Origin of the sequence: Guyparkeria sp. (genome assembly GCF_041687595.1) — a bacterium.
Classification (GTDB): Bacteria; Pseudomonadota; Gammaproteobacteria; order Halothiobacillales; family Halothiobacillaceae; genus Guyparkeria.
Genome location: NZ_JAWLBP010000032.1, coordinates 1 through 23,736, shown reverse-complemented (window position 1 = coordinate 23,736; position 23,736 = coordinate 1). Strand labels below are relative to the sequence as shown.

25 protein-coding genes are annotated in these 23,736 nt (G+C 67.1%); 12 read left to right on the top strand and 13 right to left on the bottom strand.

The features are described 5' to 3' along the window. The first annotated feature begins 27 nt into the window (after positions 1-27). The 7 genes from ACESL5_RS06475 (at position 28) to ACESL5_RS06445 (ending at position 6,259) form a co-directional block, all read left to right on the top strand. A complete protein-coding gene (locus ACESL5_RS06475; RefSeq protein ID WP_372591960.1) occupies positions 28-1,122 on the top strand; it encodes a sensor histidine kinase in 1,095 nt (364 codons plus the stop codon). Beyond that, positions 1,119-1,850, top strand: a complete 732-nt coding sequence (locus tag ACESL5_RS06470) for a LytR/AlgR family response regulator transcription factor (protein WP_372591959.1) — start codon at positions 1,119-1,121, stop codon at positions 1,848-1,850. Before ACESL5_RS06475 ends, ACESL5_RS06470 begins: the two co-directional genes overlap by 4 nt. An 80-nt stretch (positions 1,851-1,930) precedes the next feature. Then, a complete protein-coding gene (locus ACESL5_RS06465; protein WP_372591958.1) occupies positions 1,931-3,061 on the top strand; it encodes an SO_0444 family Cu/Zn efflux transporter in 1,131 nt (376 codons plus the stop codon). Further along, positions 3,048-3,590, top strand: coding sequence for a metallophosphoesterase family protein (locus tag ACESL5_RS06460; RefSeq protein ID WP_372591957.1), 543 nt, complete (start codon positions 3,048-3,050; stop codon positions 3,588-3,590). Before ACESL5_RS06465 ends, ACESL5_RS06460 begins: the two co-directional genes overlap by 14 nt. A gap of 97 nt (positions 3,591-3,687) precedes the next feature. Beyond that, positions 3,688-4,926 carry a PfkB family carbohydrate kinase gene (locus tag ACESL5_RS06455; RefSeq protein WP_372591956.1) on the top strand — a complete coding sequence of 413 codons (1,239 nt, stop codon included), beginning with the start codon at positions 3,688-3,690 and terminating at the stop codon, positions 4,924-4,926. Positions 4,927-5,082: 156 nt separating this feature from the next. Next, positions 5,083-5,388 (top strand): BolA family protein, encoded by a 306-nt coding sequence (locus ACESL5_RS06450; protein ID WP_372591955.1) that lies wholly within the window; start codon positions 5,083-5,085, stop codon positions 5,386-5,388. 145 nt (positions 5,389-5,533) lie between these two features. Next, positions 5,534-6,259, top strand: coding sequence for a YdiY family protein (locus tag ACESL5_RS06445; protein WP_372591954.1), 726 nt, complete (start codon positions 5,534-5,536; stop codon positions 6,257-6,259). A gap of 108 nt (positions 6,260-6,367) precedes the next feature. Here ACESL5_RS06445 and ACESL5_RS06440 read toward each other — a convergent pair whose 3' ends face one another. From ACESL5_RS06440 to hemH, 9 genes are all read right to left on the bottom strand, one after another. Then, positions 6,368-6,757: a RidA family protein gene (locus ACESL5_RS06440; protein WP_372591953.1), complete on the bottom strand. Its 390-nt coding sequence runs from the start codon at positions 6,755-6,757 to the stop codon at positions 6,368-6,370. A gap of 33 nt (positions 6,758-6,790) precedes the next feature. Beyond that, positions 6,791-8,974 carry a RelA/SpoT family protein gene (locus ACESL5_RS06435; protein WP_372591952.1) on the bottom strand — a complete coding sequence of 728 codons (2,184 nt, stop codon included), beginning with the start codon at positions 8,972-8,974 and terminating at the stop codon, positions 6,791-6,793. A gap of 25 nt (positions 8,975-8,999) precedes the next feature. Beyond that, positions 9,000-9,317 (bottom strand): DNA-directed RNA polymerase subunit omega, encoded by a 318-nt coding sequence (gene rpoZ / locus ACESL5_RS06430; RefSeq protein WP_372591951.1) that lies wholly within the window; start codon positions 9,315-9,317, stop codon positions 9,000-9,002. Between the two features lie 127 nt (positions 9,318-9,444). Further along, the gene (gmk, locus tag ACESL5_RS06425) at positions 9,445-10,083 is read right to left on the bottom strand and encodes a guanylate kinase (protein ID WP_372591950.1); all 639 of its coding nucleotides are present in this window, start codon (positions 10,081-10,083) and stop codon (positions 9,445-9,447) included. Positions 10,084-10,105: 22 nt separating this feature from the next. Then, entirely contained in the window at positions 10,106-10,564 is a 459-nt protein-coding gene (locus ACESL5_RS06420; RefSeq protein WP_372591949.1) for a glycine zipper 2TM domain-containing protein, read from the bottom strand. A gap of 86 nt (positions 10,565-10,650) precedes the next feature. Then, positions 10,651-11,418 carry an exodeoxyribonuclease III gene (locus ACESL5_RS06415; protein WP_372591948.1) on the bottom strand — a complete coding sequence of 256 codons (768 nt, stop codon included), beginning with the start codon at positions 11,416-11,418 and terminating at the stop codon, positions 10,651-10,653. 186 nt (positions 11,419-11,604) lie between these two features. Continuing rightward, on the bottom strand, positions 11,605-13,020 hold the full coding sequence (locus tag ACESL5_RS06410) for a DegQ family serine endoprotease (protein WP_372591947.1): 1,416 nt from the start codon (positions 13,018-13,020) through the stop codon (positions 11,605-11,607). A 127-nt stretch (positions 13,021-13,147) separates the two neighbouring features. Next, positions 13,148-13,921 (bottom strand): competence/damage-inducible protein A, encoded by a 774-nt coding sequence (locus ACESL5_RS06405; protein WP_372591946.1) that lies wholly within the window; start codon positions 13,919-13,921, stop codon positions 13,148-13,150. A gap of 1 nt (position 13,922) precedes the next feature. Then, on the bottom strand, positions 13,923-15,035 hold the full coding sequence (gene hemH, locus ACESL5_RS06400; protein WP_372591945.1) for a ferrochelatase: 1,113 nt from the start codon (positions 15,033-15,035) through the stop codon (positions 13,923-13,925). Positions 15,036-15,244: 209 nt separating this feature from the next. Here hemH and trxB point away from each other — a divergent pair, with 209 nt between their 5' ends. Genes trxB through ACESL5_RS06385 form a run of 3 tightly spaced genes read left to right on the top strand, consistent with a single transcriptional unit; the run spans position 15,245 to position 17,518 of the window. Continuing rightward, complete coding sequence (trxB, locus tag ACESL5_RS06395) at positions 15,245-16,204, top strand: thioredoxin-disulfide reductase (protein ID WP_372591944.1); 960 nt, start codon at positions 15,245-15,247, stop codon at positions 16,202-16,204. A 55-nt stretch (positions 16,205-16,259) separates the two neighbouring features. Continuing rightward, complete coding sequence (locus ACESL5_RS06390; protein ID WP_372591943.1) at positions 16,260-16,619, top strand: hypothetical protein; 360 nt, start codon at positions 16,260-16,262, stop codon at positions 16,617-16,619. After that, positions 16,619-17,518, top strand: a complete 900-nt coding sequence (locus ACESL5_RS06385; protein ID WP_372591942.1) for a hypothetical protein — start codon at positions 16,619-16,621, stop codon at positions 17,516-17,518. The genes ACESL5_RS06390 and ACESL5_RS06385 overlap by 1 nt, the downstream gene beginning before the upstream one ends. A 15-nt stretch (positions 17,519-17,533) precedes the next feature. On the opposite strand, the gene yfbR is transcribed toward ACESL5_RS06385, so the two are convergent. Both yfbR and dgt read right to left on the bottom strand, forming a co-directional pair. Next, positions 17,534-18,136, bottom strand: a complete 603-nt coding sequence (gene yfbR, locus ACESL5_RS06380; protein ID WP_372591941.1) for a 5'-deoxynucleotidase — start codon at positions 18,134-18,136, stop codon at positions 17,534-17,536. A 43-nt stretch (positions 18,137-18,179) separates the two neighbouring features. Further along, the gene (gene dgt / locus ACESL5_RS06375) at positions 18,180-19,616 is read right to left on the bottom strand and encodes a dGTP triphosphohydrolase (RefSeq protein ID WP_372591940.1); all 1,437 of its coding nucleotides are present in this window, start codon (positions 19,614-19,616) and stop codon (positions 18,180-18,182) included. Between the two features lie 251 nt (positions 19,617-19,867). Between dgt and ACESL5_RS06370 the strand changes: the two genes are divergently transcribed. Together ACESL5_RS06370 and purH are read left to right on the top strand one after the other, a co-directional pair. Further along, positions 19,868-20,725, top strand: coding sequence for an NAD(P)-dependent oxidoreductase (locus tag ACESL5_RS06370; protein ID WP_372591939.1), 858 nt, complete (start codon positions 19,868-19,870; stop codon positions 20,723-20,725). A gap of 123 nt (positions 20,726-20,848) precedes the next feature. Next, a complete protein-coding gene (purH, locus tag ACESL5_RS06365; protein WP_372591938.1) occupies positions 20,849-22,411 on the top strand; it encodes a bifunctional phosphoribosylaminoimidazolecarboxamide formyltransferase/IMP cyclohydrolase in 1,563 nt (520 codons plus the stop codon). A gap of 60 nt (positions 22,412-22,471) precedes the next feature. On the opposite strand, the gene ACESL5_RS06360 is transcribed toward purH, so the two are convergent. Then, positions 22,472-22,651 (bottom strand): hypothetical protein, encoded by a 180-nt coding sequence (locus ACESL5_RS06360; protein WP_372591937.1) that lies wholly within the window; start codon positions 22,649-22,651, stop codon positions 22,472-22,474. A gap of 5 nt (positions 22,652-22,656) precedes the next feature. Beyond that, positions 22,657-23,514, bottom strand: a complete 858-nt coding sequence (locus tag ACESL5_RS06355) for a metallophosphoesterase (protein ID WP_372591936.1) — start codon at positions 23,512-23,514, stop codon at positions 22,657-22,659. Positions 23,515-23,736: the final 222 nt, after the last annotated feature.

Here is a 23,736-nt window from a genome sequence, read left to right as displayed (position 1 = left end):
GGAATCGACGCGAAGGGAGTCGCCTGCATGTCCACACGACCATCACCAGAGCCTCGCCGCCCCGCCACCGCCGGGCGACCACTGCTGCCCGCCGCCCTGCCGGCGTTCTGCACCGCGCGGGTCATCCTGATCACGCTGCTGCTGGGCGCGGCGCTCTCGCTGCTGCTCTCGCTGGTCCCGGGGATGGCCGGCGACCGCTGGACGCGCTTCGGCACCACGCTCTGGCTGGTGACCTGGATCGCCCTGGTGACGGTGGCCATCCTCTGTGCGGCGCGCACATGGCTCACCCGGCTGCCGGTCGCCGGCCTGCTCGCGGCGATCGTCGTGGTGCTCGCGGGCGTGACCGGGCTGACCAGCGCGGCGGCCTTCCATGCGCTGCTGGCCATCGGCTGGCAGACCCAGGACAGCGTCTGGCAGTTCATGGGGCACAACCTGGCGATCGCGCTGGTGGTGGGCCTGATCGGCATCTGGATCTTCTCCCTGCACCTGGGCAACGCCCGGCAGATAGCCGCGCGCAGCGAGGCCGAGCTGGCCGCCCTGCACGCGCGCATCCGGCCGCATTTCCTGTTCAACAGCCTCAACACGGTCGCCGAACTGGTCAACAGCCGCCCCGAGGATGCCGAGCGGGCCGTGCTCGATCTCGCGCGGGTCTTCCGCGCCGCGCTCGCCGCCGACGACGTCAGCCCGCTGGCCGAGGAGATCGACCTCACCCGTCGCTACCTGGAGATCGAGCAGTGGCGCCTGGGGTCGCGGCTGGTGGTCGACTGGGACCTGCCCGACCCGCTGCCGGATGCCGACCTGCCGGTACTGACTCTCCAGCCGCTGGTGGAAAATGCGGTCCATCACGGCGTGGAGCGCCAGCCACGACCGGGGCCGGTGCGCATCGCCTGCCGCGCCGACCGGCAGGGCGTGCATCTGACGATAGAGAACGACCGCGGGACGGCGACGGAATCTCACGACGGCAACGGCATGGCGCTGGCGAACATCCGCGACCGGCTGGCGCTGGTCTTCGGCGAGGCCGCCTCCCTGCGCGCCGGGCCGACGGATGGACGGTTCCGCGTCGAGCTGGTCGTCCCGGCGGTCGGCGCCGACGCACCACCTTCCCGAGGAGAACACGGATGATGCGGACATTGATCGTCGACGACGAACCCCTGGCCCGGGCCCGGCTTCGCCGCCTGCTGCAGGCGGCGGACGACATCCAGGTCATCGGCGAGGCCGGTGACGCCGCCGAGGCCCGGCAGATGATGGAACGCGAACCCGACCTGGTGTTCCTGGACATCGGCATGCCGGGCGAGGACGGCATCACGCTCGCCCACCAGCTGCGCGCCGCCTCCCTGCCGCCGGCGATCGTCTTCACCACCGCCCACGCCGACCGGGCTCTGGCGGCCAGCGAAACGGCGCCGGCGGGCTACCTGCTCAAGCCGGTGGAGAGCGAGGCCCTGCAGGCGGCGATCCGGCGGGCCGTCCAGCCCAACCGCTGCCAGCACGCGCCCCGGCAGGGACTGACGGTGCGGCTGGGCCGGGAGGAAGTCCTGCTGACGGCCGACCACCTGGTCGCCGCGCTGGCCGAGGACAAGTCGACCCACCTCTATTTCCTCGACCCGGCGGACGGCACGCGGCGCCGCGAGGCCTGGCTGGACAGCAGCCTCAACGAGCTCGAGTCGACCTTCGACGGGCACCTGCTGCGCATCCACCGCAACAGCCTGGTCAACCCGAGCCACGTCCATTCCCTGACGCATGACGGCGGACAGCATCACTGCCATCTGCGTCACCTCGAGATGCCGCTGGCCATCAGCCGCCGGGCCTGGCGCGAGGTGCGACAGCGCATCGGCCGCGACGCCCTGCACTGAGCCGCGACGTCCGCCCACGGACGGTCGCCAACTGTGCGACACTTCGAACACGTTCCGTCCGATCCGTGTGAGAGACGTGCATGATGCAATGGCTCAACGAACTGCTGTACCTGACCCTGGAGGCCGCCCCGTGGCTGCTCCTCGGCCTGGTGATCGCGGCTCTGATCAAGGCCTTTGCCGACCGGCTGGCCATCGCCCGCTACCTGTCCGGTGAATCCGTGCCGGCCACGGTGCGTGCTGCGCTGATCGGCGCCCCGCTGCCGCTGTGCTCCTGCGGCGTGGTGCCCGCCGTGCTCGGCCTGCGCGACGCCGGGGCGGGCCGCGGCCCGTCGATGGCCTTCCTGGTCGCCACGCCGGAGACCGGGCCGGACTCGATCAGCGTCAGCTACGGCCTGCTGGGCCCGGTCTACGCCATCGCCCGGCCGGTGGCCGCGGTGATCGGGGCGATCGTCACCGGGCTGCTGGCCGGACGGCTGGGCGGCCCGGCACCGCAGGCCCAGGCGGAGACGGCCAGCTGCTGCGGTGGGGAATCCGACGGGGAAAGCGGTTGCTGCTCGGCGCCCGACGGGGATGACAGCGACGAGACCGGCGTGAACGACCCGGCCGTCTCCGGTCGAGAACGCCTCGCCCGGGGCTTTTCCTACGCCTTCGGGCAGGTGCTCATCGACATCATGCCCTGGATGGTCTTCGGGCTGGCGGTGGCGGCCACCGCGGTGGTCCTGATTCCGGAAGGTTTCTTCGACAGCCCCTGGGGCATCGCCGGCAGTTACCTGCTGATGGCCGTGATCGGCATCCCGATGTACGTCTGCGCCACCGCCTCGACTCCGATCGCGGCGGGGCTGCTGGTGGCCGGCATGTCCCCGGGCGCGGCGCTGGTGTTCCTGCTCGCCGGCCCGGCCACCAACATCGGCACCCTCGGCATACTGCGCAAGCACTTCGGCGGGCGGACGATCGGCATCTACCTGGCCGCCGTGATCGCCTCCGCGCTGATCGCCGGCATCACCCTGGACCTGCTGTGGCTCAATTTCGACTGGTCCCTGCCGCAGTCGGCGCCCGAGGGGCACGGGATGGTTGTCGACTGGATCGGCGGCCTCTCGCTGCTCGTGCTCGCCGCGGCAACCGTTCACGCCTACGCGCGCCGCCGCGCATCTCGCAGGAACACAGAGGAACCGGCCTGTGGCTGTTCGGGAAAAACGGATGGATCTGAGTGATCACGACCAGGTCACCCTGGGACTGATCGCCGACACCCACGGGACGCTCGACGGCAACCTGCTGCCGCAACTCGCCGAAATGGACGTGATCGTGCACGCCGGCGACCTGCTCGACCCGGCCGAGCTCGGGCGGCTCACGCCCCTGACCGGTCACGTGGTGGCCGTCCGGGGCAACAACGACACGGCCGAGCAATGGCCCGCCGGCACCGAGGCCCTGCTGGAGAACCTGCCCGACCAGGCACGGATCATCCTGCCCGGCGGGGTGCTGGTGGTGGAACACGGCCACCGGGTCAATCCGGCCCGCACCCGACACGAGCGACTGCGCCGACGCCACCCGGAAGCCCGGGCGATCGTGTACGGCCACACGCACCGCCGCGTGATCGACACGCAGGCCGAACCCTGGGTCCTCAACCCCGGCGCCGCGGGTCGCCTGCGCGCCTACGGCGGTATCGGGTTCCTCAAGCTGACGGCCACTGCCACCATCTGGCACGTCGAGGCGGTCATCCTGTCCGGGAAACGCTCCCACTGACCCGCGAGACCGCGACGGCCACCCTCTCGGCCGGTGTTCCCTGGCGACGCCACGATCCGTAAACTCCCGCTATCCGCAAAAACGCCGGCGAACCGTCATGACCAAAGTGCTGGGCGTGGGCATTGCCACGCTGGACATCATCAACGAGCTGGATCACTACCCGGAAGAGGACAGCGAACAGCGCGCGGCTTCCCAGCGGGTGGAGCTGGGCGGCAACGTGGCCAACAGCCTGCGCGTGCTGCGCCAGTTCGGCCATCCCTGCGACTTCGCCGGAGTGCTGAGCAGCGACCCGGACGGCCGGCGCATCGCCGACCTGATGGACCGCTACGGCATCGATACCCGTCCGGCCCGCGTCTGCGAGTCCGGCCATGCCCCCACCTCCTACATCACCGTGAACCGGGCGACCGGCTCGCGCACCATCGTGCACTACCGCGACCTGCCGGAATACGATCTCGGCGCGTACATGGAGATCGACCCGAGCCAGTACGACTGGCTGCACTTCGAGGCGCGCGCCTGCGACGAGACCGCCGCCATGCTGGCGGTCACCCGCTCCCGCCTGACCGACCAGCCGATCTCGCTGGAGGTCGAAAAGGACCGGCCGGAACTCGACCAGCTCTGGTCGTTCCCGGACATCATCTTCCTCTCCGCGGCCTTTGCCCGCGGACGGGGCTTCGACGACCCGGAGGCTTTCCTCGCACAGGTCCGCGAATGGGCCCCGCAGGCCATCCTCGTGCTCGGCTGGGGGGCCGGTGGCGCCTGGCTCTCGCTGCCCGACGGCCCGGTGCACCACGTCCCCGCCCGGCCGGTCGATCCCGTGGTCGACAGTATCGGCGCGGGCGACACCCTGATCGCAGGCTTCATCCACGCTCGTTCGAGCGGACAGGGGTCGCTGGAGGCCCTGGAGTTCGCCGCGCGCCTGGCCGAACGCAAGCTCGGCCAGCCGGGATTCGCCGGCCTCGGACCGGCGGACCCCGCCGAGGACCCTCGTCTGCTCTGCCGGTTGGAGGATCTCGACGAGGTCGATGCATTGGGCATTACGCCGCGCGACCATGCCAGCGGCGGGCGCGGCGACGAGCTGATCGTGACGCGCGACGGCGATCGCGTGTGCGCCTGGCGGAATGTCTGCCCGCACAACGGCTCGCCGTTGTCGCGGGATCACCACGACTTCCTCGAATCCCACGAGGGTGTTCCCCGACTGCGCTGCAACGTTCACCAGGCCTACTTCCGGCTCGAGGACGGGCTGTGCATCGAGGGGCCCTGCGAGGGTGAGCGTCTGCAACCGGTCGAGATCGAACAGGTCGACAACCGGATCTACCTGGGCCGCTCGTCGGAGTGACACCGGCGGAACCCCCGGCAGGCCACCCTGTCCATTCATAAACCCTTGATCGAACCCGAACCCGTCTCAAGACGCGTCCCGCGAGTCTCGGCGGGCCAGAGCGGCTCTCGGGTTCGATCCGAGCTTTCCTTTCCCGACACGAAACCGGAGCCGAACATGTCACGAGCCCAATGGTTGGAAGACACCCTCCGCGCGCAGCTGGCGCCGGTGTTCCTGGAGATCACCGACGAATCCGGCCAGCACGCCGGCAACCGCCAGGAAACGCATTTTCGCGTCGTGGTCGTCAGCGATCGCTTCGAGGATCAGTCGCTCATCCGTCGTCATCGGCTGACGCAGGATCCGCTCAAGCCGGCCTTCGAGGCGGGCATGCATGCACTGGCCCTGCACACCTACACCCCCGCGGAGTGGGCCGACCGGCAGGATGCACCGGCCTCTCCGGCCTGTCGCGGCGGCGGCCACTGACGGCGACGACCCGCCGGGAGACAGATGGCCCACCGGCTCGGTCGGCCTTGTTTACTTATCAATGATCGACGACTAGGCTCCCGGCCATTTGCCGCCCGGCGGCACGGCAGAGTCCAGCCGTTTCACGTTCATCCGGAGTTCGAGCATGCAATCGAGACACCTCCTTGCCATCACCCCGCTGGTCGTCGCACCCCTTTTCTTCGGCCCCGCCCTGGCGGAGGAATCCGACGGGCCCTGGGGCGGTTCGGCGGAGTTCGGCGCGACGATGTCCACGGGCAACAGCGAGTCATCCAGCCTCAACGGCAAGCTGCGCATCACGCACGAGAGCCTGCCTTGGGAGAACAAGTTCCGTCTCGAGGCCCACCAGGCGACCGAGGACGGCGACGAGACCGCGAACCGCGTGCTGGGCGAGCACGAGACCAATTACGCCCTGACCGAGCGGGACTACCTCTTCGGCGTGCTGCGCGGCACCTATGACGAGTTTTCCGGCTACGACTACCAGGCCAGCGCGGCGGCCGGCTACGGTCGGAAGATCTGGATCTCGGAGAAGGGCTACTGGGATGCCGAGATCGGCCCGGGTGTGCGGGTCGCCGAGACCAACGACGACGTGCGCGAGACCAACGTGATCGCGCGGGCGAGCAGCGGATTCGAATACCGGCTGTCCGACACCGCCCGCTTCAACCAGGACGTGACCGTGCTCTCCGGTTCCGACAATACCGAGGTCGAATCGGTCACGGGGGTCAGCACCTCGATCACGGACACGCTGGCGATGAAGCTCTCCTACACCGTGCTGCACAACACGGACGTGCCGGCCGACACGGAAAACACCGACACCTACACCTCGATCAACCTGGTCTACGACTTCGAGTAGAGCGTCTGCACGCCACCCGAACGCAGAAAGGCCCGGTTCGGCATCCCGCCACCGGGCCTTTCTTCTGGTTTTCTGGCAATCCCGGTCCGTACGACCGGGCCGGACCCATCAGTCGGGCAGGACCATCACCCCGTCGATCTCGACCTCCGCCCCCTTGGGCAGGGCGCGCACGCCGAGGGCCGCGCGGGCCGGGAAGGGCTCGGCGAGGTATTCCTTCATGATGGCGTTGACCGTCTCGAAGTGGGAGAGATCCGGCAGGTAGATCTGCAGCTTGACCACGTCCGCGAGCTCGCCGCCGGCCGCTCGGCAGACGGCCGCGAGATTGTCGAACACGCGGCGGGTCTGTGCCTCGATGCCGCCCTCGACCAGCGTCATGCTCTTCGGTTCGAGCGCGATCTGGCCGGAGAGGTAGACGGTGTCGCCGGCGCGCACGGCCTGGGAGTAGGGGCCGATGGCGGCCGGGGCGTCGTCGGTGTGGATGATCTCGCGTCGGCTCATGCTCTCTCCTGGAAACTCAGTGATTCTGGAAACCTAGTGGCGCGAGACGCGCACCACGTCCCGCAACTGCTTGATCGAACGCATCACGCGGGCCAGATGCGTCCGATCGGTCACGCGCACGGTGATGTCGATGATGGTCAGGTTGACGTCGCGATCGTCGAAGCGCACGTCGTCGATGTCCGAGCCGGCATCCGAGACCGCCGCGGCGATGCGCGCCAGGCCGCCGCGGACGTTGTTGGCCTGGATGCTGATCTGCGACTGGTACTCGCCGGAGGGCTCGGTCGCCCAGTCGACCGCCAGCCACCGCTCGGGGTGCTCGCCGGCATCACTGGCGTTGGAGCAGCCCTGGCGATGCACCACGATGCCGCGCCCGGTGGACAGGAAACCCACCACCGCGTCGCCCGGCACCGGGTGGCAGCACTTGGCAAAGCTGACCACCAGCCCCTCGGTGCCGCTGATGATCACCGGGGCATGCTGGCCATCCTCCTCGCGCCGGAGCTCACCCGGGTCGAGCTTGCCCGCCTCGACCTTCAGGAGCCGCACCACCAGCGGGGCCATGCGGTTACCCAGGCCGATCTCGCGCAGCAGGTCGTTGAAGCTCTCCTGGTGGTACTCCCGCAGGATCGAGTCGATGCGCTTCTCGTCGAGTTCCTCGATGTCGCAGCCCTCGGCGACCATGGCCTTGGTTAGCAGGCGATGACCCAGCCGGATCGCCTCGGCGTCCTGCAGGTGCTTGAGGTGGGCACGGATGCTCGCCCGCGCCCGCGCGGTGACCACGAACGACAGCCAGCTGGGATTGGGCGCCGCGCCGGGTGCGGTGATCACCTCGACCGTCTGGCCGGACTCCAGCGGCGTGGAAAGCGGGGCGAAGCGCCGGTCGATCTTGCAGCCCACGCAGGTGTTGCCCACGTCGGTGTGGATGGCGTAGGCGAAGTCCACCGCGGTGGCGCGCCGTGGCAGCTCGATGATCTCGCCCATGGGGGTGAAGACGTAGACCTCGTCCGGGAACAGGTCGACCTTGACCGACTCGAGGAATTCCTGCGGGTTGCCGGCCTTCTGCTGGATCTCCAGCAGGTCGCGCAGCCATTCGCGTGCCCGGGTCTGCGTGACCGAGCCGCGATCGCCCTGGGTCTTGTAGAGCCAGTGGGCGGCGATGCCGGACTCGGCGAACTGGTGCATCTCGTGGGTACGGATCTGCACCTCCAGCGGGATGCCGTGAGGGCCGAACAGGATGGTGTGCAGCGACTGGTAGCCGTTGGCCTTCGGGATCGCGATGTAGTCCTTGAAGCGGCCCGGCAGCGGCTTGTAGAGATTGTGCACGATGCCGAGAGCCCGGTAGCAGTCGTCGACGGAATCCACCAGCACCCGGACCGCGAAGACGTCGAACACCTCCTTGAAGGAGAGGTGCTTGCTCTTCATCTTGCGGTAGATCGAGTAGGGCCGCTTCTCCCGCGCCAGGGAATCCGCGGTCAGCTTCTCGTGGGCGAACCGCTGTTCGAAGCGCTCCTGGATACCGGCGACGATCTCCTTGCGGTTGCCGCGCGCGCGCCGCACCGCCTCGCTGAGCACCTGGTGGCGCAGGGGATAGAGTGCGGCAAAGCCCAGGTCCTCGAGCTCGTGACGGATGGCGTTCAGGCCGAGCCGGTTGGCGATCGGCGTGTAGATGTCCAGCGTCTCGCGGGCGATGCGCCGGCGCTTGTCCGGGCGCATCACACCCAGCGTCCGCATGTTGTGAAGGCGGTCGGCAAGCTTGATCAGGATGACGCGCACATCCTCGACCATCGCCATCATCATCTTGCGGAAGTTGGCCGCCTGGGCCTCGGCCTTGGACTTGAAGCGGATCTGGGCGAGCTTGGAGACACCGTCGACCAGGTGCGCGACCTCTTCGCCGAACTCACCGACGATCTCGTCGTGGACGATGTCGGTGTCCTCGATGACGTCGTGCAGGATGGCCGCGACCACGGTGGCCTCGTCCATCCTCAGGTCGGCGAGGATGTGCGCCACCGCGATCGGGTGGCTGATGTAGGGTTCGCCGCTCTTGCGAGTCTGGCCGGCGTGGGCACGGGCACCGAACTCGAAAGCGGTGCGGATGTGGGCGATGCCTTCCGGCTCGATGTACTCGGCCAGGTGATTGGCCAGCGGGGCGAAGAACACGTCGGTCAGGTCGGATTCATTCCCGACCCGACCGGATTCGGCTGCCGTCTGCTGATCCGTCATGCCCGCGGCGACCCGGCCCGTCGGCTCAGGCCTCCTCGCGGCTGGCCGGTGCGGGCTGGGCGCCGCTATCGTCGGCAAACTGCGCGAGCTCGGCGCGGATCTCGGCTTCGGTGATCTCGGAGCGGGACATGGAGATCTGCTGCTCGATCTCGTCGATGCGCTGGCGGTCGATCTTGCCTTCGCCGAGCTCGCGCAGGGCGATGACCACCGGCTTTTCCTTGCCCATCGGCACCAGCGGCTCGGCGCCGTGCTCGATCTGGCGGGCGCGGCGGGCGGCCGTCAGGACCAGCTCGAAGCGGTTGGGGATACGGGCCAGGCAGTCTTCTACGGTTACGCGTGCCATCGGTAGTGAACCTCGGTAGTCAAATCAGCAGGGACGGCCCGACCATCCACGCGGGACGGTCGGGCCGTGCTCGAATCGGGTGTCGTGCGGACTCTTTTCTCGAAAAAGTGTCCCAATATCCGACAGTTTACGGCGTCGCGGGCTCCCCCAGCAAATCGGCGAGCAGCTCCGGCTGCCGGGCACGCTGCCGATCGGTCTCGAGAGAGGCGGCGATGAAGATCGCCTCGAGCTCATCGAGGGCCTGGTCGAAGTCGTCGTTGATGACCAGGTAATCGTACCAGCCGCATTCGGCCATCTCGCGGCGCGCCTCGGCCAGACGGCGCTCGATCACCTCGTCGTCGTCCTGGCCGCGACCGCGGAGACGCGCCTCGAGCGCGGCGCTGCTCGGCGGCAGGATGAAGGCGAAGATCGCCTCGGGGAACAGGTTCTTGACCTGCGCGGCACCCTGCCAGTCGATCTCGAGGATGAGGTCATGGCCACGCTCGAGCTCCTCGCTGATTGCCGCCTTGCTGGTGCCGTAGTAGTTGTCGAACACCTTGGCATGCTCGACGAAGGCCTCCTGCGCCAGCATCACTTCGAACTGGGAAATGTCGACGAAGTGGTAGTGCTCGCCGTTGACCTCACCGGGGCGCTTCGGCCGCGTGGTGTGGGACACCGACAGGGCCAGTTCCGGGCGCCGCTCGCGCAGCGCCTTGATCAGGCTGGTCTTGCCCGCCCCGGAGGGGGCGGAAATCACGAATAGTTGTCCACTCGGCGTTGACGTCATCTTGTCTCCGTTCTCGTCAGAATCAGCGGGTCACCCGGGTCGTTCCGTCGCGCGCCTCGATCACCCGCACCCGCTCGCCCGGGGAGAAGGCGATGTCCGCGGCCTGCACCACGCTGATCGTGCGTCCGTTGTCCAGGCGGACGGTGATCTCGTAGCCCGTCTGCCGAGTGATGCCTTCCTCGGCGGCCGAACCGGCCAGGCCACCGAGAACCACGCCGCCGACGGTGGCCAGCGACCGACCGGTACCGCCACCCACCTGGCTGCCGAGAATGCCGCCGGTGACCGCGCCGACACCCGTGCCGATGGGCGTCTTGGTACCCTCGATCTGCACCGTGCGCACGTCCTGGATCGTGCCGTAGTAGACCGTCTGCATCTGACGGGCGGTATCCCGCGAGTAGGCGCCGCTGGACATGCTGCTCGCACAGCCAGCCAGGAACACGAGCCCACCCATGGTGAGAACAACGAGTAAAAGGCGTTTCATGGCGGCACCTCCTTCTGGTAGCGGCCTATGTGAACAAGTATAAGTCAGATGCCACCGTCCCCCGAGGGTTCCGTCGGCCCTTCGGTTCAACGGTAGTCGATGATCAGGGGGGCGTGGTCCGAGAACTTCTCCTCGCGATAAACCTGCACGTCGGTCAGCCGGTCGGTCAGGTCGGGGGTGACGATCTGGTAGTCGATCCGCCAGCCGACGTTGTTCGCCCAGGCATTGGCACGATTCGACCACCAGGTGTACTCGGCGACGTCCGGCTTGAGCGTCCGGTGCGCATCGACGAAACCGAGATCGTCGAACACCCGGTCCAGCCACGCCCGTTCGTGCGGCAGGAAGCCCGAGTTCTTGCGATTGGCCCGCCAGTTCTTCAGGTCGATCTCGCGGTGGGCGATGTTCCAGTCCCCGCAGAGGATCAGGGAGCGATCCTGCTCGCGGAACGCCTGCAGCTTGGGCAGGAAGGCCTCCAGGAACCGGTCCTTGGACGCCTGGCGATGGTCCCCCGCGGAGCCCGAGGGCAGGTAGAGGGACGCGACCGTCAGGTCGCCCAGGTCGAACTCGCAGTAGCGCCCCTCGGCATCGAACTCCGCCAGGCCCATCTCGGTGGTCACGAAAGCCGGCTCGTGGCGGCTGTAGATGGCCACCCCGCTGTAGCCCTTGCGCTCGGCATCGACGTAGCGGCAGTGGTAGCCCTCCGGCCAGAAGGTAGGGTCCTTCTCCAGCTGCCAGGCCTGTGCCTTGGTCTCCTGGATGCAGACGAGGTCCGCGTCGACCGTGGCCAGCCAGTCGAAGAAACCCTTGCGTGCCGCCGCTCGAATGCCGTTGGCGTTGAAACTGATCACTCGCATGCGTTCGTCCAAATGGATGAATTCTATCAAGACGCCCCGCCCCGAAGGGGGTAGCATCACGCCCACTGGCGCCCGGTACCGTGCAAAAAAAACCCCGACGGGCGTCGGGGTCAGTGGTTCTTCCTTGAGGAGCCATTACGTGAGATTGGTTAGCCGGTTAAAAGTTCCATCGGCGGCGGCTGTTGCTCAGTCCAGATCGACGGCGAGGAACAGCGGCTGTCCGCGGCGCAGCAGGCGGACGGCCACCGGGCGATCGGCGGGTGCTGCCTCCAGTGCCTGGGCCAGATCGGCGGGATTGCGCATGGGTCGGCGGTTCACTTCCAGCAGCACGTCGCCGGGTTCGATGGCGCCGAGAAACGGCGAGTCCTCGGCGACTTCCCCCACCTCGAGTCCGTAGCGCACGCCCATGCGCGCCAGGTCCGCCTTTTCCAGCGGCTCGACGGCAAGGCCGAACTTCGACAGGGGACCGAGGCCGGCCACGCCGTCGAGCTTCTCGAGCACGACCTCGACCTCCTTCTTCTTGCCGTCACGGATGAGGGTCACCGTCGCCGGCTCGCCCACGGTGGCATTGCCCACCAGCATCGGCAGTTGTCCCGAACGCTTCACGGGCTTGCCGTTGAACTCGATGATGATGTCGCCCGATTCGATCCCCGCCTTTTCGGCAGGCGTGTCCGGCTGAACCTGAGCCACCAGCGCGCCGCGGGTGTTGTCCAGCCCGAAGGACCGGGCCAGTTCGTCGGTAACCGGCTGGATCAGAACGCCCAGGTAGCCGCGGGTGACCTGCCCGGTCGCCTTGAGCTGATCGGCCACGCTCATGGCGACGTTCACCGGAATGGCGAACGAGATGCCCATGTAGCCACCGGAACTGGTGTAGATCTGCGAATTGACACCGATCACCTCGCCGTCGGCGTTGATCAGCGGCCCGCCGGAATTGCCCGGGTTGACCGGCGCGTCGGTCTGGATGAAGGGGACGTAGCTCTCGTTGGGCAGATCCCGGCCGATCGCGGACACGATGCCGTGGGTGGCCGAATGGTCCAGGCCGAAGGGCGCTCCGATGGCCAACACCCATTCACCGACCTCCACGTCGTCCGAATCACCGATCTTTACGGTGGGCAGGCCCTTGGCATCGATCTTGAGCAGGGCGATGTCGGTGCGCTCGTCCTCGCCGACCAGTTCGGCGTCGTATTCCTTCTGGTCACTGAGGCGGACGCTGATCTCGTCGGCCTGACCGACCACGTGGGCGTTGGTCAGGATGTAGCCGTCCTCGCTGATGATGAAACCCGATCCCAGCGACTGCGCCGGCTGCTGCGGGTGCTGCGGCATCTGTTCGAAGAAGTCCCGGAACATGTCGCCCAGTGGGCCCGGCGGCAGGTTGGGCATCATCGGCATCGACGGCCCGGACGCTGATCCCTTGGTGACGGTGTTGATGTTGACCACCGCGGGGGCGTTTTCCTTGGAAAGGGTGGCGAAGTCCGGGTACTTCGCCTCGACCGGCGATGCGGCCAGCACCCAGACGAGCGCGACCATCAGCAGGCCCGCCACACGCGCGGCCGTCGCGTGCCCGACAGGTCGGGCAGTCCTGGCAACCACTGAATCGATCATCGACAACTCTCCTCTCGGAAGACGAAACAGTTCGTGGAGTCCGGGTCGCCTTTACCCGGCATCACCACCCGAATGAGATAAGTCCACCCGCTGGAAGTTCAACCCCGAAAGCACCTCAGGACGTCATTTACGGCCGTTCCGGGAATACCTCGAAACCGCGTGCGGACAGTTCGCCGGTCAGCCACCCGAGCACCCGGTCGACCTCCGCGCGATCCCCCTTCAGGCCCAGTTCCAGCAGGCGGCGACTGCCGCCGAGGACAGGCAGGCTGAACAGACTCAGATGGGGATGCTCGAGGCACAGGGAATCCATCAGGTCGATCAGATCGCTCTCCGGGGTGTCCGCCAGCCAGAGCGAGCGCTCGGCGTAGTCCGCATTCCCCAGGTCGGCCAGCGGATGCTCGAGGATCCAGTCGAGCATGGCGTGCGCCATCTCGGGGAAGCCGGGCATGAAGAAGTGCCGCTCCAGCGAAAAGCCGGGCACGCGGTTGAACGCATTGGGAATCAGCTCGGCCCCCTCGGGCAGGTCGGCCATCAGGATCCGCTTCGGATAGGCCGCCTCGCCGAACTGTCCTTCGATCAACTCCGCGGCACCGGGATGACGCACCAGCGGCCGGTCGAAGGCCCGCGCGACACAGGCCCGGGTCAGGTCATCGGGCGTGGCGCCGATGCCGCCGAAACAGAACACCGTCGCCCCGTCGCGGCGGCTGCGCTGCAGCAGGTCGACGATGATCTCCTCCCGGTCGGGAAGGAACTGGGCCCAGGACGGGACCAGCCCGCGCTGGGCCAGCCGGTCGATCACCGCCTGCAGATGCCGGTCACGGCGACGGCCCGAAAGGATCTCGTCGCCGATGACCAGCACGCCGATGCCGGCGAGGGGGGCGTTAGAAGGAGGCTTGCTCATCTCACCGCTTCGCGCCGATCTTGAGCGCGTTCTTGTGCACCCGTTCGCGCTCGCGCTGGTCTTCGACCGCGTCGAAGTCCGAGTGCTCCACCCAGCCCTGGGTGTGCTGGCGGATCAGGCGCGCGAGCGCATCGAGGTGGTCGTCGCGCTCGTTGAGGGCCGGGATGTAGTGGTAGGTCTCGCCGCCGGCCTCCTCGAAGTACTCGCGGTTCTCGTCGCCGATCTCCTCGATGGTCTCCAGGCAGTCGGCGGAGAAGCCCGGGCAGATCACGGCGATGTGCTTGACCCCCTGGCCGGGTAACGCCTTCAAGGTCTCGTCGGTATAGGGCTTGAGCCATTCCTCGGGGCCGAAGCGCGACTGGAAGGTGACCATGTAGTCGTCCTCGGACAGGCCGAGTCGCTCTGCGACCAGCCGCGAGGTGACGTAGCACTGGCAGTGGTACGGGTCGCCGTTGAGGAGATAGCGCTTGGGCTCGCCGTGGTAGCTCATGATCAGCTTGTCCGGCTTGCCATGCGCGTCGATGTGCTCGCGGATGCTGTTGGCCAGCGCGTCGAGATACCCGGGATCGCGGTGGTACTGGTTGATGGTGCGCAGTTCCGGCACCCAGCGCCAGTGCATGAACTCGTCGAAGACGGCGTCCAGCGTCGAGGCGGTGGTCGCCCCGGCGTACTGCGGGTACAGCGGCAGGACCACCACGCGGCGCGCCCCGGCCTCGCGCAGCTCGTGCAGCGCCGAGGCCACCGACGGATTGCCGTAGCGCATGCCCAGCGCGACACTGACCGGGCCGGCCATCTGCTCGCTCAATCGCTTCTCGATGCCCTTCTGTTGCTCGCGGGCGATGGTCAGAAGCGGCGAGCCCTCGCCGTGATGGTCCCAGACGGAACGGTAGGCCTCGGCGGATTTCGCCGGACGTGTGCGCAGCACAACGCCGTGCAGGATCGGCCACCACTTCCACTTGGGCAGCTCGATCACGCGCGGGTCGGAAAGGAACTGCTTCAGGTAACGTCGCAGCGACGGCGCATCCGGGGCGTCGGGCGTGCCCAGGTTGAGGAGAAGGACCCCCAGTCGTTCCTGGCTGCCGTGACGGTAATCCGGTTCACCTTGATAGTTCATTTTATGGCCTCAAAATTTTTCGACGAGTATCCTACAGTCTGGTAGACGATCGTCGGTCCGATACAGGGTCCCCGCAGGACCCCGCCGACCGACGGCCCGAGGCATTTTAGGCAAAGCCCCGGCCGCTTGCCGAAACGGCCGGGTTTCGTCGTGGCCGACCGTTTTCCACCTGTTACGTACAATCGCAGACTCAAGGAGTTCTCGCCAGCATGTCCGAAAGCAACACCCGCCACAGCAAACTGCTCATCCTGGGTTCCGGACCCGCCGGCTACAGCGCCGCCGTCTACGCGGCGCGGGCGAATCTGGAACCCGTCCTGATCACCGGGATGGAAATGGGTGGGCAGCTGACCACCACCACCGAGGTGGAAAACTGGCCCGGTGATCCGGAAGACCTGACCGGCCCGGCCCTGATGGAGCGGATGAAGGCACATGCCGAGAAGTTCGATACCGAGATCATCATCGACCACATCCACACCACCGAGCTGGGCAAGCGCCCCTTCACCCTGCAGGGTGACTCGGGCACCTATACCTGCGATGCCCTGATCATCGCCACCGGCGCCTCGGCCAAGTACCTCGGGATCGAGTCCGAGCAGGCATTCCGCGGCAAGGGCGTATCCGCCTGCGCCACCTGCGACGGCTTCTTCTACCGGAACCAGACCGTCGCGGTGGTCGGGGGTGGCAACACCGCCGTCGAGGAGGCTCTGTACCTCTCCAACATCGCTTCCAAGGTGCACGTGGTGCATCGCCGCGACCGCTTCAGTGCCGAGGAAATCCTGATCGATCGCCTGATGAAGAAGGCCGAGGAAGGCACGATCGAGATCCACTGGAACCACGAGGTCGACGAGGTGATCGGCGACCAGATGGGTGTCAACGGCCTGCGCATCAAGGACAAGGGCGGCGAGACCACCGATCTGGAGCTGCAGGGCGTGTTCATCGCCATCGGCCATTCGCCGAACACCGGCATCTTCGAGGGTCAGCTCGACATGGAGGGCGGTTACATCAAGGTCAAGAGCGGTACCGAGGGCAACGCGATGGCGACCTCCGTCGACGGCGTCTTCGCTGCAGGCGACGTGATGGACCATGTCTATCGCCAGGCCATCACCTCCGCCGGCACCGGCTGCATGGCCGCGCTGGACGCCAAGGCCTATCTCGAGAAGATCGACGGCTGATTCCCCCGGCGCGCTCGGACGAGCGCGCCTACCAGACAAGAAGAAGGGGACCGACATGGACCCAACCATCGCTGCCTACGTGGTGATCCTGGCGCTGGCGCTCGGCCTGACCGGGGCGTTGCGTGCCGAACGGGAACACTGCGGACGGGGCATCCTGATCGTCACCACCCTGGCCGGATTCCTCGTGGTCGCCGCCGTGAGTGCGCTGCTTTCTGCCCAGAGTGCGCTGGAGCTGGTGCTTTCCACCATCGCGGTGTTCTTCGGCGCCCAGTCGGCGGCCACCGCCTTCCTGCTGCTGCGCCAGGAGGTCCACTCCGAACCGGCCGACGAACTCGACGAGCAGGAACTGCTCGACGACGATGACCAGGCTCGGGCGCTGGCACATCGCCACGGCACCCGCCGGGAGGAAGGCTGATGGGTATCGGACTGCTGATCGACAACGCCGGCTGGTTCGCGCTGGGCCTGGTCCTGATCGCCCTGTCGGCACTGACCCACCCGGAACGCCGCCGTTTCTGGATTCTGGCCCTGCCCGTCGCCCTCCTGATCGTGCTCGTCGGAGTGCTCTTCCCGGCCGTGAGCGGGCAGATGCCCGGTGTGGGCTGGAAGGCCTGGCTGGTGATCGCCGTGCTGGCCTTCGGCGTGGCGGCGGCACCCTGGTACAGCGGCAGCCGGGACCAGGAGACACGTCTGATCGACCTGGTCCGGGGCGTCTCGATCGTCCTGATCGGCAGCGGGCTGACCCTCACCCTGCTCGGCTTGATCGGCTGGAAGCAGACCACCCTCTACGTGCATGCCTGGGACCTGAGGCTGGCGGCACTGGTCGGCATCTTCATCGGCGTATGGAGTGCGGTGGCGGGGTTAATGCACTGGCTGCGACTGAAGGGAACCATCAAGGCGTCTCGACGCGGCTCGCGCAACCAGCAGCTGGCGCAGTGGGCGGTGCTGGCCATCATCCTGGTCCTCGGCGCGATCGCGGTAATCTACCCGAAGGCCGCCACCGCTCCGCTGATCCTGATGATCGTGCTGGCCATCGAGTGGGCGGCGCTGGCGGCACTGCAGCAGCGCCACGAGGATCTCATCCACATCCAGGCACGGCACGTCGGCCTGCTGGGCGTGGCCATCATCACCCTGGGCTACGTGCAGAGCAGCCTCCTGCTGCTGGTGATCGGCGGGCTGGTGGTGGCCGGCTCGATCCACTTCATCAAGCGCAACGGCGCCTTCTGCCAGATCAGCCGGCGCACCTTCTACGCCGACGAGACCGAGGACGCGGCCGCCGACCGGGAAGAGAGCGAGTCGAAACCGCCGGCAGGCTGATGGCTCCGGGGCGTCTCAGTCGTGGCTGAGATCGTCCAGGGTCAGCTCGAAGGCATCGACGAACCGCTCGCGGAAATAGCCCACCGCGGGCAGGTCCGTCATCTCCTCCAGCTTGCCGTACAGGAACTCCTCGGCCCGCCGGAACTCCTGGTTGCCGGCCGCGCGCTCCTCGATGCACTTGAGGTAGGCCGACAGCGAATCGGCCGCCTTGACCAGTCGCAGCACCGCAGGCTCGATGCGCTCGCTCTCGATCACCTCCGCGAACGATTCCCGCAGCGATTCGGGCAGCAGCCCGATGATCTTGCGCTCGGCATGTGCCTCGAGCGCCTTGTAGGAGTCGCGGATGTCGTCGCGGAAGTACTTCACCGGCGTGGGCAGATCGCCGGTGATGATCTCCGAGGCATCGTGGTAGAGCGCCACGCTCACCACCCGGCCGACGTCGTTCGTCTCGCCGAACTGCTGGTTGCCGATCACCGCCAGGGCATGGGCGATCATGGCCACCTGCAGGCTGTGCTCCTGGACGTTCTCGCTCCGGGTGTTGCGCATCAGCCCCCAGCGGTAGATGTACTTCATCCGCGAGAGGTAGGCGAAGAAATGGCTCTGTTCGGAATCGCTCATCGGCTGAAAGGTGTCTTCCTTTTGGTGGATGGGGTGCGCCCGGTCAGGCGCGGGTCGTGGGCCGGAAACCGACCTCGCGGAACTCGTCGAACAGGCTCACGGCGAAACTGTCGGTCATGCCCGAGATCATGTCGGTCAGCAGTTGCGCCTCACGGTAGCGTAGCGGCATCGGGTTGTCGGGCGACTCGAACACCCGGCGATAGTTCTCGGAGATGCGCTGGTAGATATAGCCGGCCAGCGGCGTGGCGCGCACACTGGCCGGATCGGCCGGGTCCGTCCGCTCGGTGATGGCGTACCAGAAGGCGTCCATCAGCCCGTGAATCACCGTCAGGCCGGTCAACTCCACGCGCAGCACGGACTTGTGGCGGTAGGCATGCTGCCAGTTGCAGGCCTTCAATGCCGCCAGCAGGGGCCCGCCACGCGAGGCGGCTACCAGTTCCCGCTCGAAGCGGCCTTCGGCCATGGCCGGCAGGGAGTGGATGAATACCTCGCCGATCGCCTCCATCAGCGCACCGATCGCGCGGATGCGGAAGGTCTGCATCGAGATGTCGTTGAGCTCGTCCGGCGAAAGCCGTTCGCGGCGATAGGCCTGATGCTCGTCCGTCGCGGCATCGCAGACGGCCGTGACCACCGGGTCGTCCGGCGCCTCGTGCCGCAGGAAGGCGATGGTATCGGAAAACGACAGCAGACCCTTCTTGACCGCATCTTCGGCATCGAGCACCGAATAGGCGATGTCATCGCAGGCCTCCATGATCCAGGTCAGCGGGTGCCGCTGCCCGGCGGACAGCCCGGTGCCGGCCCAGACCTCCTCCATCAGCGCCGACTCGGACTGGAAGTAGCCGTGCTTCTTGTGGGTCACCCGGTCTCGGTCGAGCCGGTCGCTGGCGGTGGGGTACTTCACCAGGGCCGCGAGTGTCGCCATGGTGAGGTTCAGACCGAAATCATCGTTGATCAGCTGCAGCTTGGTGAGCAGCCGCAGGGTCTGGGCGTTTCCCTCGAAGCGCAGGAAGTCCTCCTTCATCGCCGGACTGAGATCGCCGTCGCTGTCGAGCACCGCCTGCCGGTTGATGGCGAACCAGCGGGCGATGGCGTCCTCGCCCTGGTGGCCGAATGGCGGGTTGCCGAGATCGTGGGCCAGGCCGATAGTCGCCAGCAGGGCCGGCACGTCGCGCAGGGCCTCGGGCAGTCCGGCGGCGACCTGACGATTGAAAACCAGGTCGATGCCCACCGAACGGGCCAGGTTGGCCACCTCGTGCGAATGGGTCAGCCGGGTGCGGACGCTGTCCGACCGGTCGAGGGGAAACACCTGCGTCTTGTCGGCCATGCGCCGCACGGGGGTGGAGAACAGCACGCGGTCGTAGTCGCGCTCGATGGCAGTGCGCGGCTGGCTGCCCACGCCCGGCGCCGTCTTGCCGCTGCCGGGCCGCCGACGTTCCGGGTTCAGCCAGTGGCGCCAGTGCTTGTCCAGATCCTGATCCATGCCTTCCTCGGGGGAGTCTCGGGTGTTGCTTCCCGGTCTTCGGCCATCGCCGGAAATAGCCCGGCCCTTCTGCTAGCCTTCAGAGGTCCCCACGAGCCCGAGAGAGCCGGAGCGGGGACGGCAGACGCGGTCTGCCCGGAACGATACGGAATAGAGAACCACAACCCTATACCCGCCGCAATCGATTGGCCCAGGCCCCGGGTTTCGGGCGGCGGTCACGCATATAGATATTCCAGCGAGGGCGTAACAGCATGAACACGACGATCGGAGTCATCGGCCTGGGGCTGATGGGAGCGGCAATGGCGCGTCGACTGGCCGAAGCGGGCTGGTCGGTCCTGGGCTACAACCGGACACCGCGCAAGATCGAAGGCATCGAGACGCTTGCCGACCTTCCCGAGCTTGCACGTCGCGCCGACACGCTGTGGCTGATGGTCAGCGACGATGCGGCCTGCCGCGAGGTGATCGAATCGCTGGGCGAAGAAGGTATCCGCGACCACACGGTGATCAACAGCTCCACCATCGCCCCCGACGAGTCCGCCGCGCTCGCCCGACGCATCTCGGCTCTCGGCGGGGCATACCTCGAGGCCCCCGTGCTCGGCTCCATCCCGCAGGCGACCAGCGGCACGCTGCAACTCCTGCTGGGCGGCCCCGCGGACCTGGTCGCCCGCCACGACAACCTGCTGCGGGCGCTAGGTACGCCGACACACTTCGGCGAGATACGCAGCGGCGCGGCGGCCAAACTGGCGTTCAACCAGCTGATCGGCACGTTGACCGCAGCCTTCTCGATGAGCCTGGGCCTGGTGCAGCGCGAGGGGGTGGACGTCGACAAGTTCATGGGCACCCTGCGCGAATCGGCCCTCTACGCGCCGACCTTCGACAAGAAGCTCACCAACATGCTGGACCACTCCTTCGACAAGGCCAACTTCCCCCTCAAGCACCTGCTCAAGGACATCCGCCTGTTCACCCACAGTGCAGCCGGCCGGGACATCGATACCCACCTGTTGATCGGCCTGCAGCACGTGCTCGAGGAGGGTATCTGCGCCGGGCACGGCAACCACGACTACTCGGCACTCTACGAGAACATCGTGCGTCAGCGAGCCGCCCACTGAGCCGCTCCGGCAGCGGCTCAACAAGCCGCCTGCCAGCAGGTACAATATCCGGTTTCCGGTCCGGACCGTTACAACGATCCGACCCGCCCCAATCGAACCCAATCGCAGGAAACCGGACATCTCATGAGCCATCATGCCGTCAAGCCCCGCCGGGCGCTGCTGAGCGTCTCCGACAAGACCGGGATCCTGGGCCTGGCCCAGGGTCTTCACGCCGCCGGAGTGGAACTGCTATCCACTGGCGGCACCGCCCGTCTGCTGCGCGAGAACGACGTGCCCGTGCGCGAGGTCAGTGACGTCACCGGTTTCCCGGAGATCATGGCCGGGCGGGTCAAGACGCTCAACCCGCTGATCCACGGCGGCATCCTCGGCCGTCGCGGCACCGATGACGAGGTGATGGCCACGCATGGCATCACCCCGATCGATCTGGTCGTGGTCAATCTCTACCCGTTCGCCCGCACCGTGGCCGACCCGGACTGCGACCTGCCCACGGCGATCGAGAACATCGACATCGGCGGCCCGGCGATGGTGCGCGCGGCGGCCAAGAACCACAACGACGTGGCGATCGTGGTCAACCCGGCCGACTACGAGGTCGTGCTCGGGGAGATCAACGGCGAGGGTATTTCCATGGCCACCCGCCAGCGCCTGGCGGGGGCGGCCTTCAGCCACACCGCCCAGTACGACGGCATGATCGCCGACTACCTGGGCCGCCAGTTCGAGGAAAGCGCGTTCGCGCCGACCTGGCACCTGCCGCTGAACAAGTCCATGGATCTGCGCTACGGCGAGAACCCGCACCAGAACGCGGCCTTCTACGTCGAGCCGGACGCCGCGCCGGGCACGCTGGCCCGCGCGCGCATCGTTCAGGGCAAGCCCCTGTCGTTCAACAACCTCGCCGATGCCGATGCCGCACTCGAATGCGTCAAGCAGTTCGACCGCCCGGCCTGCGTGATCGTCAAGCACGCCAATCCCTGCGGCGTGGCCACCGGCGACGACATCACCACCGCCTACGATCGTGCCTTCGCCACCGACCCGACCTCGGCCTTCGGCGGCATCATCGCCTTCAATCGGCCGCTGGACGCCCACACGGCGCGCAGCATCGTCGAGCGGCAGTTCGTCGAGGTGATCATCGCCCCCGAGATCGGGGCCGAGGCGGCCTCCGAGCTGGCCGCCAAGCCGAACGTGCGGGCGCTGGCGATCGACGACTGGTCGGTCAAGCCGGCCCCGGGCATGGACTTCAAGCGCATCGGCGGCGGGCTGCTGGTGCAGGACTTCGACCACGGCGTTGTCGGCGCAGATGACCTGAAGATCGTCACCAAGCGTGCGCCGGACGAGGCGGAGATCCAGGATCTGCTGTTCGCCTGGCAGGTCGCCAAGTTCGTCAAGTCCAACGCCATCGTCTACGCCAGCGGCCAGCAGACCATCGGCGTGGGCGCCGGGCAGATGAGCCGGGTGTATTCCGCGCGCATCGCCGGCATCAAGGCGGCCGACGCCGGGTTGCCGGTGGAGGGTTCGGTGATGGCATCCGACGCCTTCTTCCCGTTCCGCGACGGCATCGACGCCGCTGCCACGGCAGGCATTCGGGCGGTGATCCAGCCGGGTGGCTCGATGCGCGACCAGGAGGTGATCGACGCGGCCGACGAGCATGGCATCGCGATGGTGTTCACCGGCATGCGCCACTTCCGGCACTGAACGGACGGCGGTCCCGACATGACAAAGCCCCTCGTAAGAGGGGCTTTGTTCGTTTCGCCGTCAGGCGAAGGGGTCGAAGCGCTCGTCGCGCTTGCGGCGGAGCCGCTTGAGATCCAGTTCGAGGGACTTCAGGAGCGTTTCCTCGTCGACTGGCGCCGATTCCCGTCGCTCCAGTTCCGCTCGCGCCCGCTCGAGCAGCGCTCGCAACTCGTGACGATCGAGTCCGTCTAGATCCAGCATGGCGTTCAACCGGTCGCGCCGATCACCGAATGGAAATGATGCCCGCGCCGCACAAAGCGCTGCGTGCGTACGCTGGGATCATGGTAGTGCGAGCTGACAGTGAGGGTGTCGCCCACCTCCACCAGCGTCAGGCCGCGACCGGGCCGTTCATCCCAGGCGCCGCTGTCGATCCAGAGGCGGTTGCCGGCGCGCACCGGCTGGTCGACGATGGTGTGCCCGGCGATCACCCAGTCGATGCCGCGGATATGGCGTTCCATCTTGCGACCGTCGATCACGTCGGTGACCTGCGAGCGGCCCCACAGGAGTGTATCGAGCTGGGGATCGCCGGCTTCACCACCCCAGTAGGTCAGCTTCTTGACGCGCTCGAGCCGGGCGATGTTCTGGTCCCAGTCCCACAGCGGAAGTTCGGCATGGACCACCCCCACGGCCGCCGGCCCGTTACCCACCTGGATCATCAGGGGCATCTGGCTGATCAGGTTCATCACCTCGGTGATCAGATCATCCCACTTGTCATCCTTGAGCTTGTCGTAGGGCTCCAGCAGCCAGCCGCAGCCCATTGCCTCCAGGTCGGACCGCTGTCCTTCGGTCAGGGAACGCTCAACCAGCGGTAGTCGATGGTTGGCCAGCACGCGCTCGTGGTTGCCCGCCACCGAGAAGAACCAGGGTTCCCCCAAAAGGCGCAGCGTCCCCAGCGAATCCTCGCCGTAGTCGAGCAGATCGCCCACGGCGATCACTCGATCGTGCTCGGGGGAGAAATCGTGCTTTTCCAGGATCTTTTCCAACAATGGGCGACTGCCATGCAGGTCTCCCACGATGAAATCCCGACCCCGGGTGTTTTTCAGCAACTGTTTGAATAACGTCATGATGCAAGACAACGCCGGCACTCGCCGGAAGGTATCCCGCGAGCGCATTCTGTTCGGTCGATGGGTCGTCCCCGAACCATCGGCGGCAGGGCGAATGGCGGGACGAGGCTGGATCGGGCAAAAACATGCCGGATAATTACTCGATATGTTCGCTAAAAAATAACGTCAGGTCAACAGCTTGGCCTGCCGCTCCTTCCTTTTGCCCTTGCTGACCCGATGGGT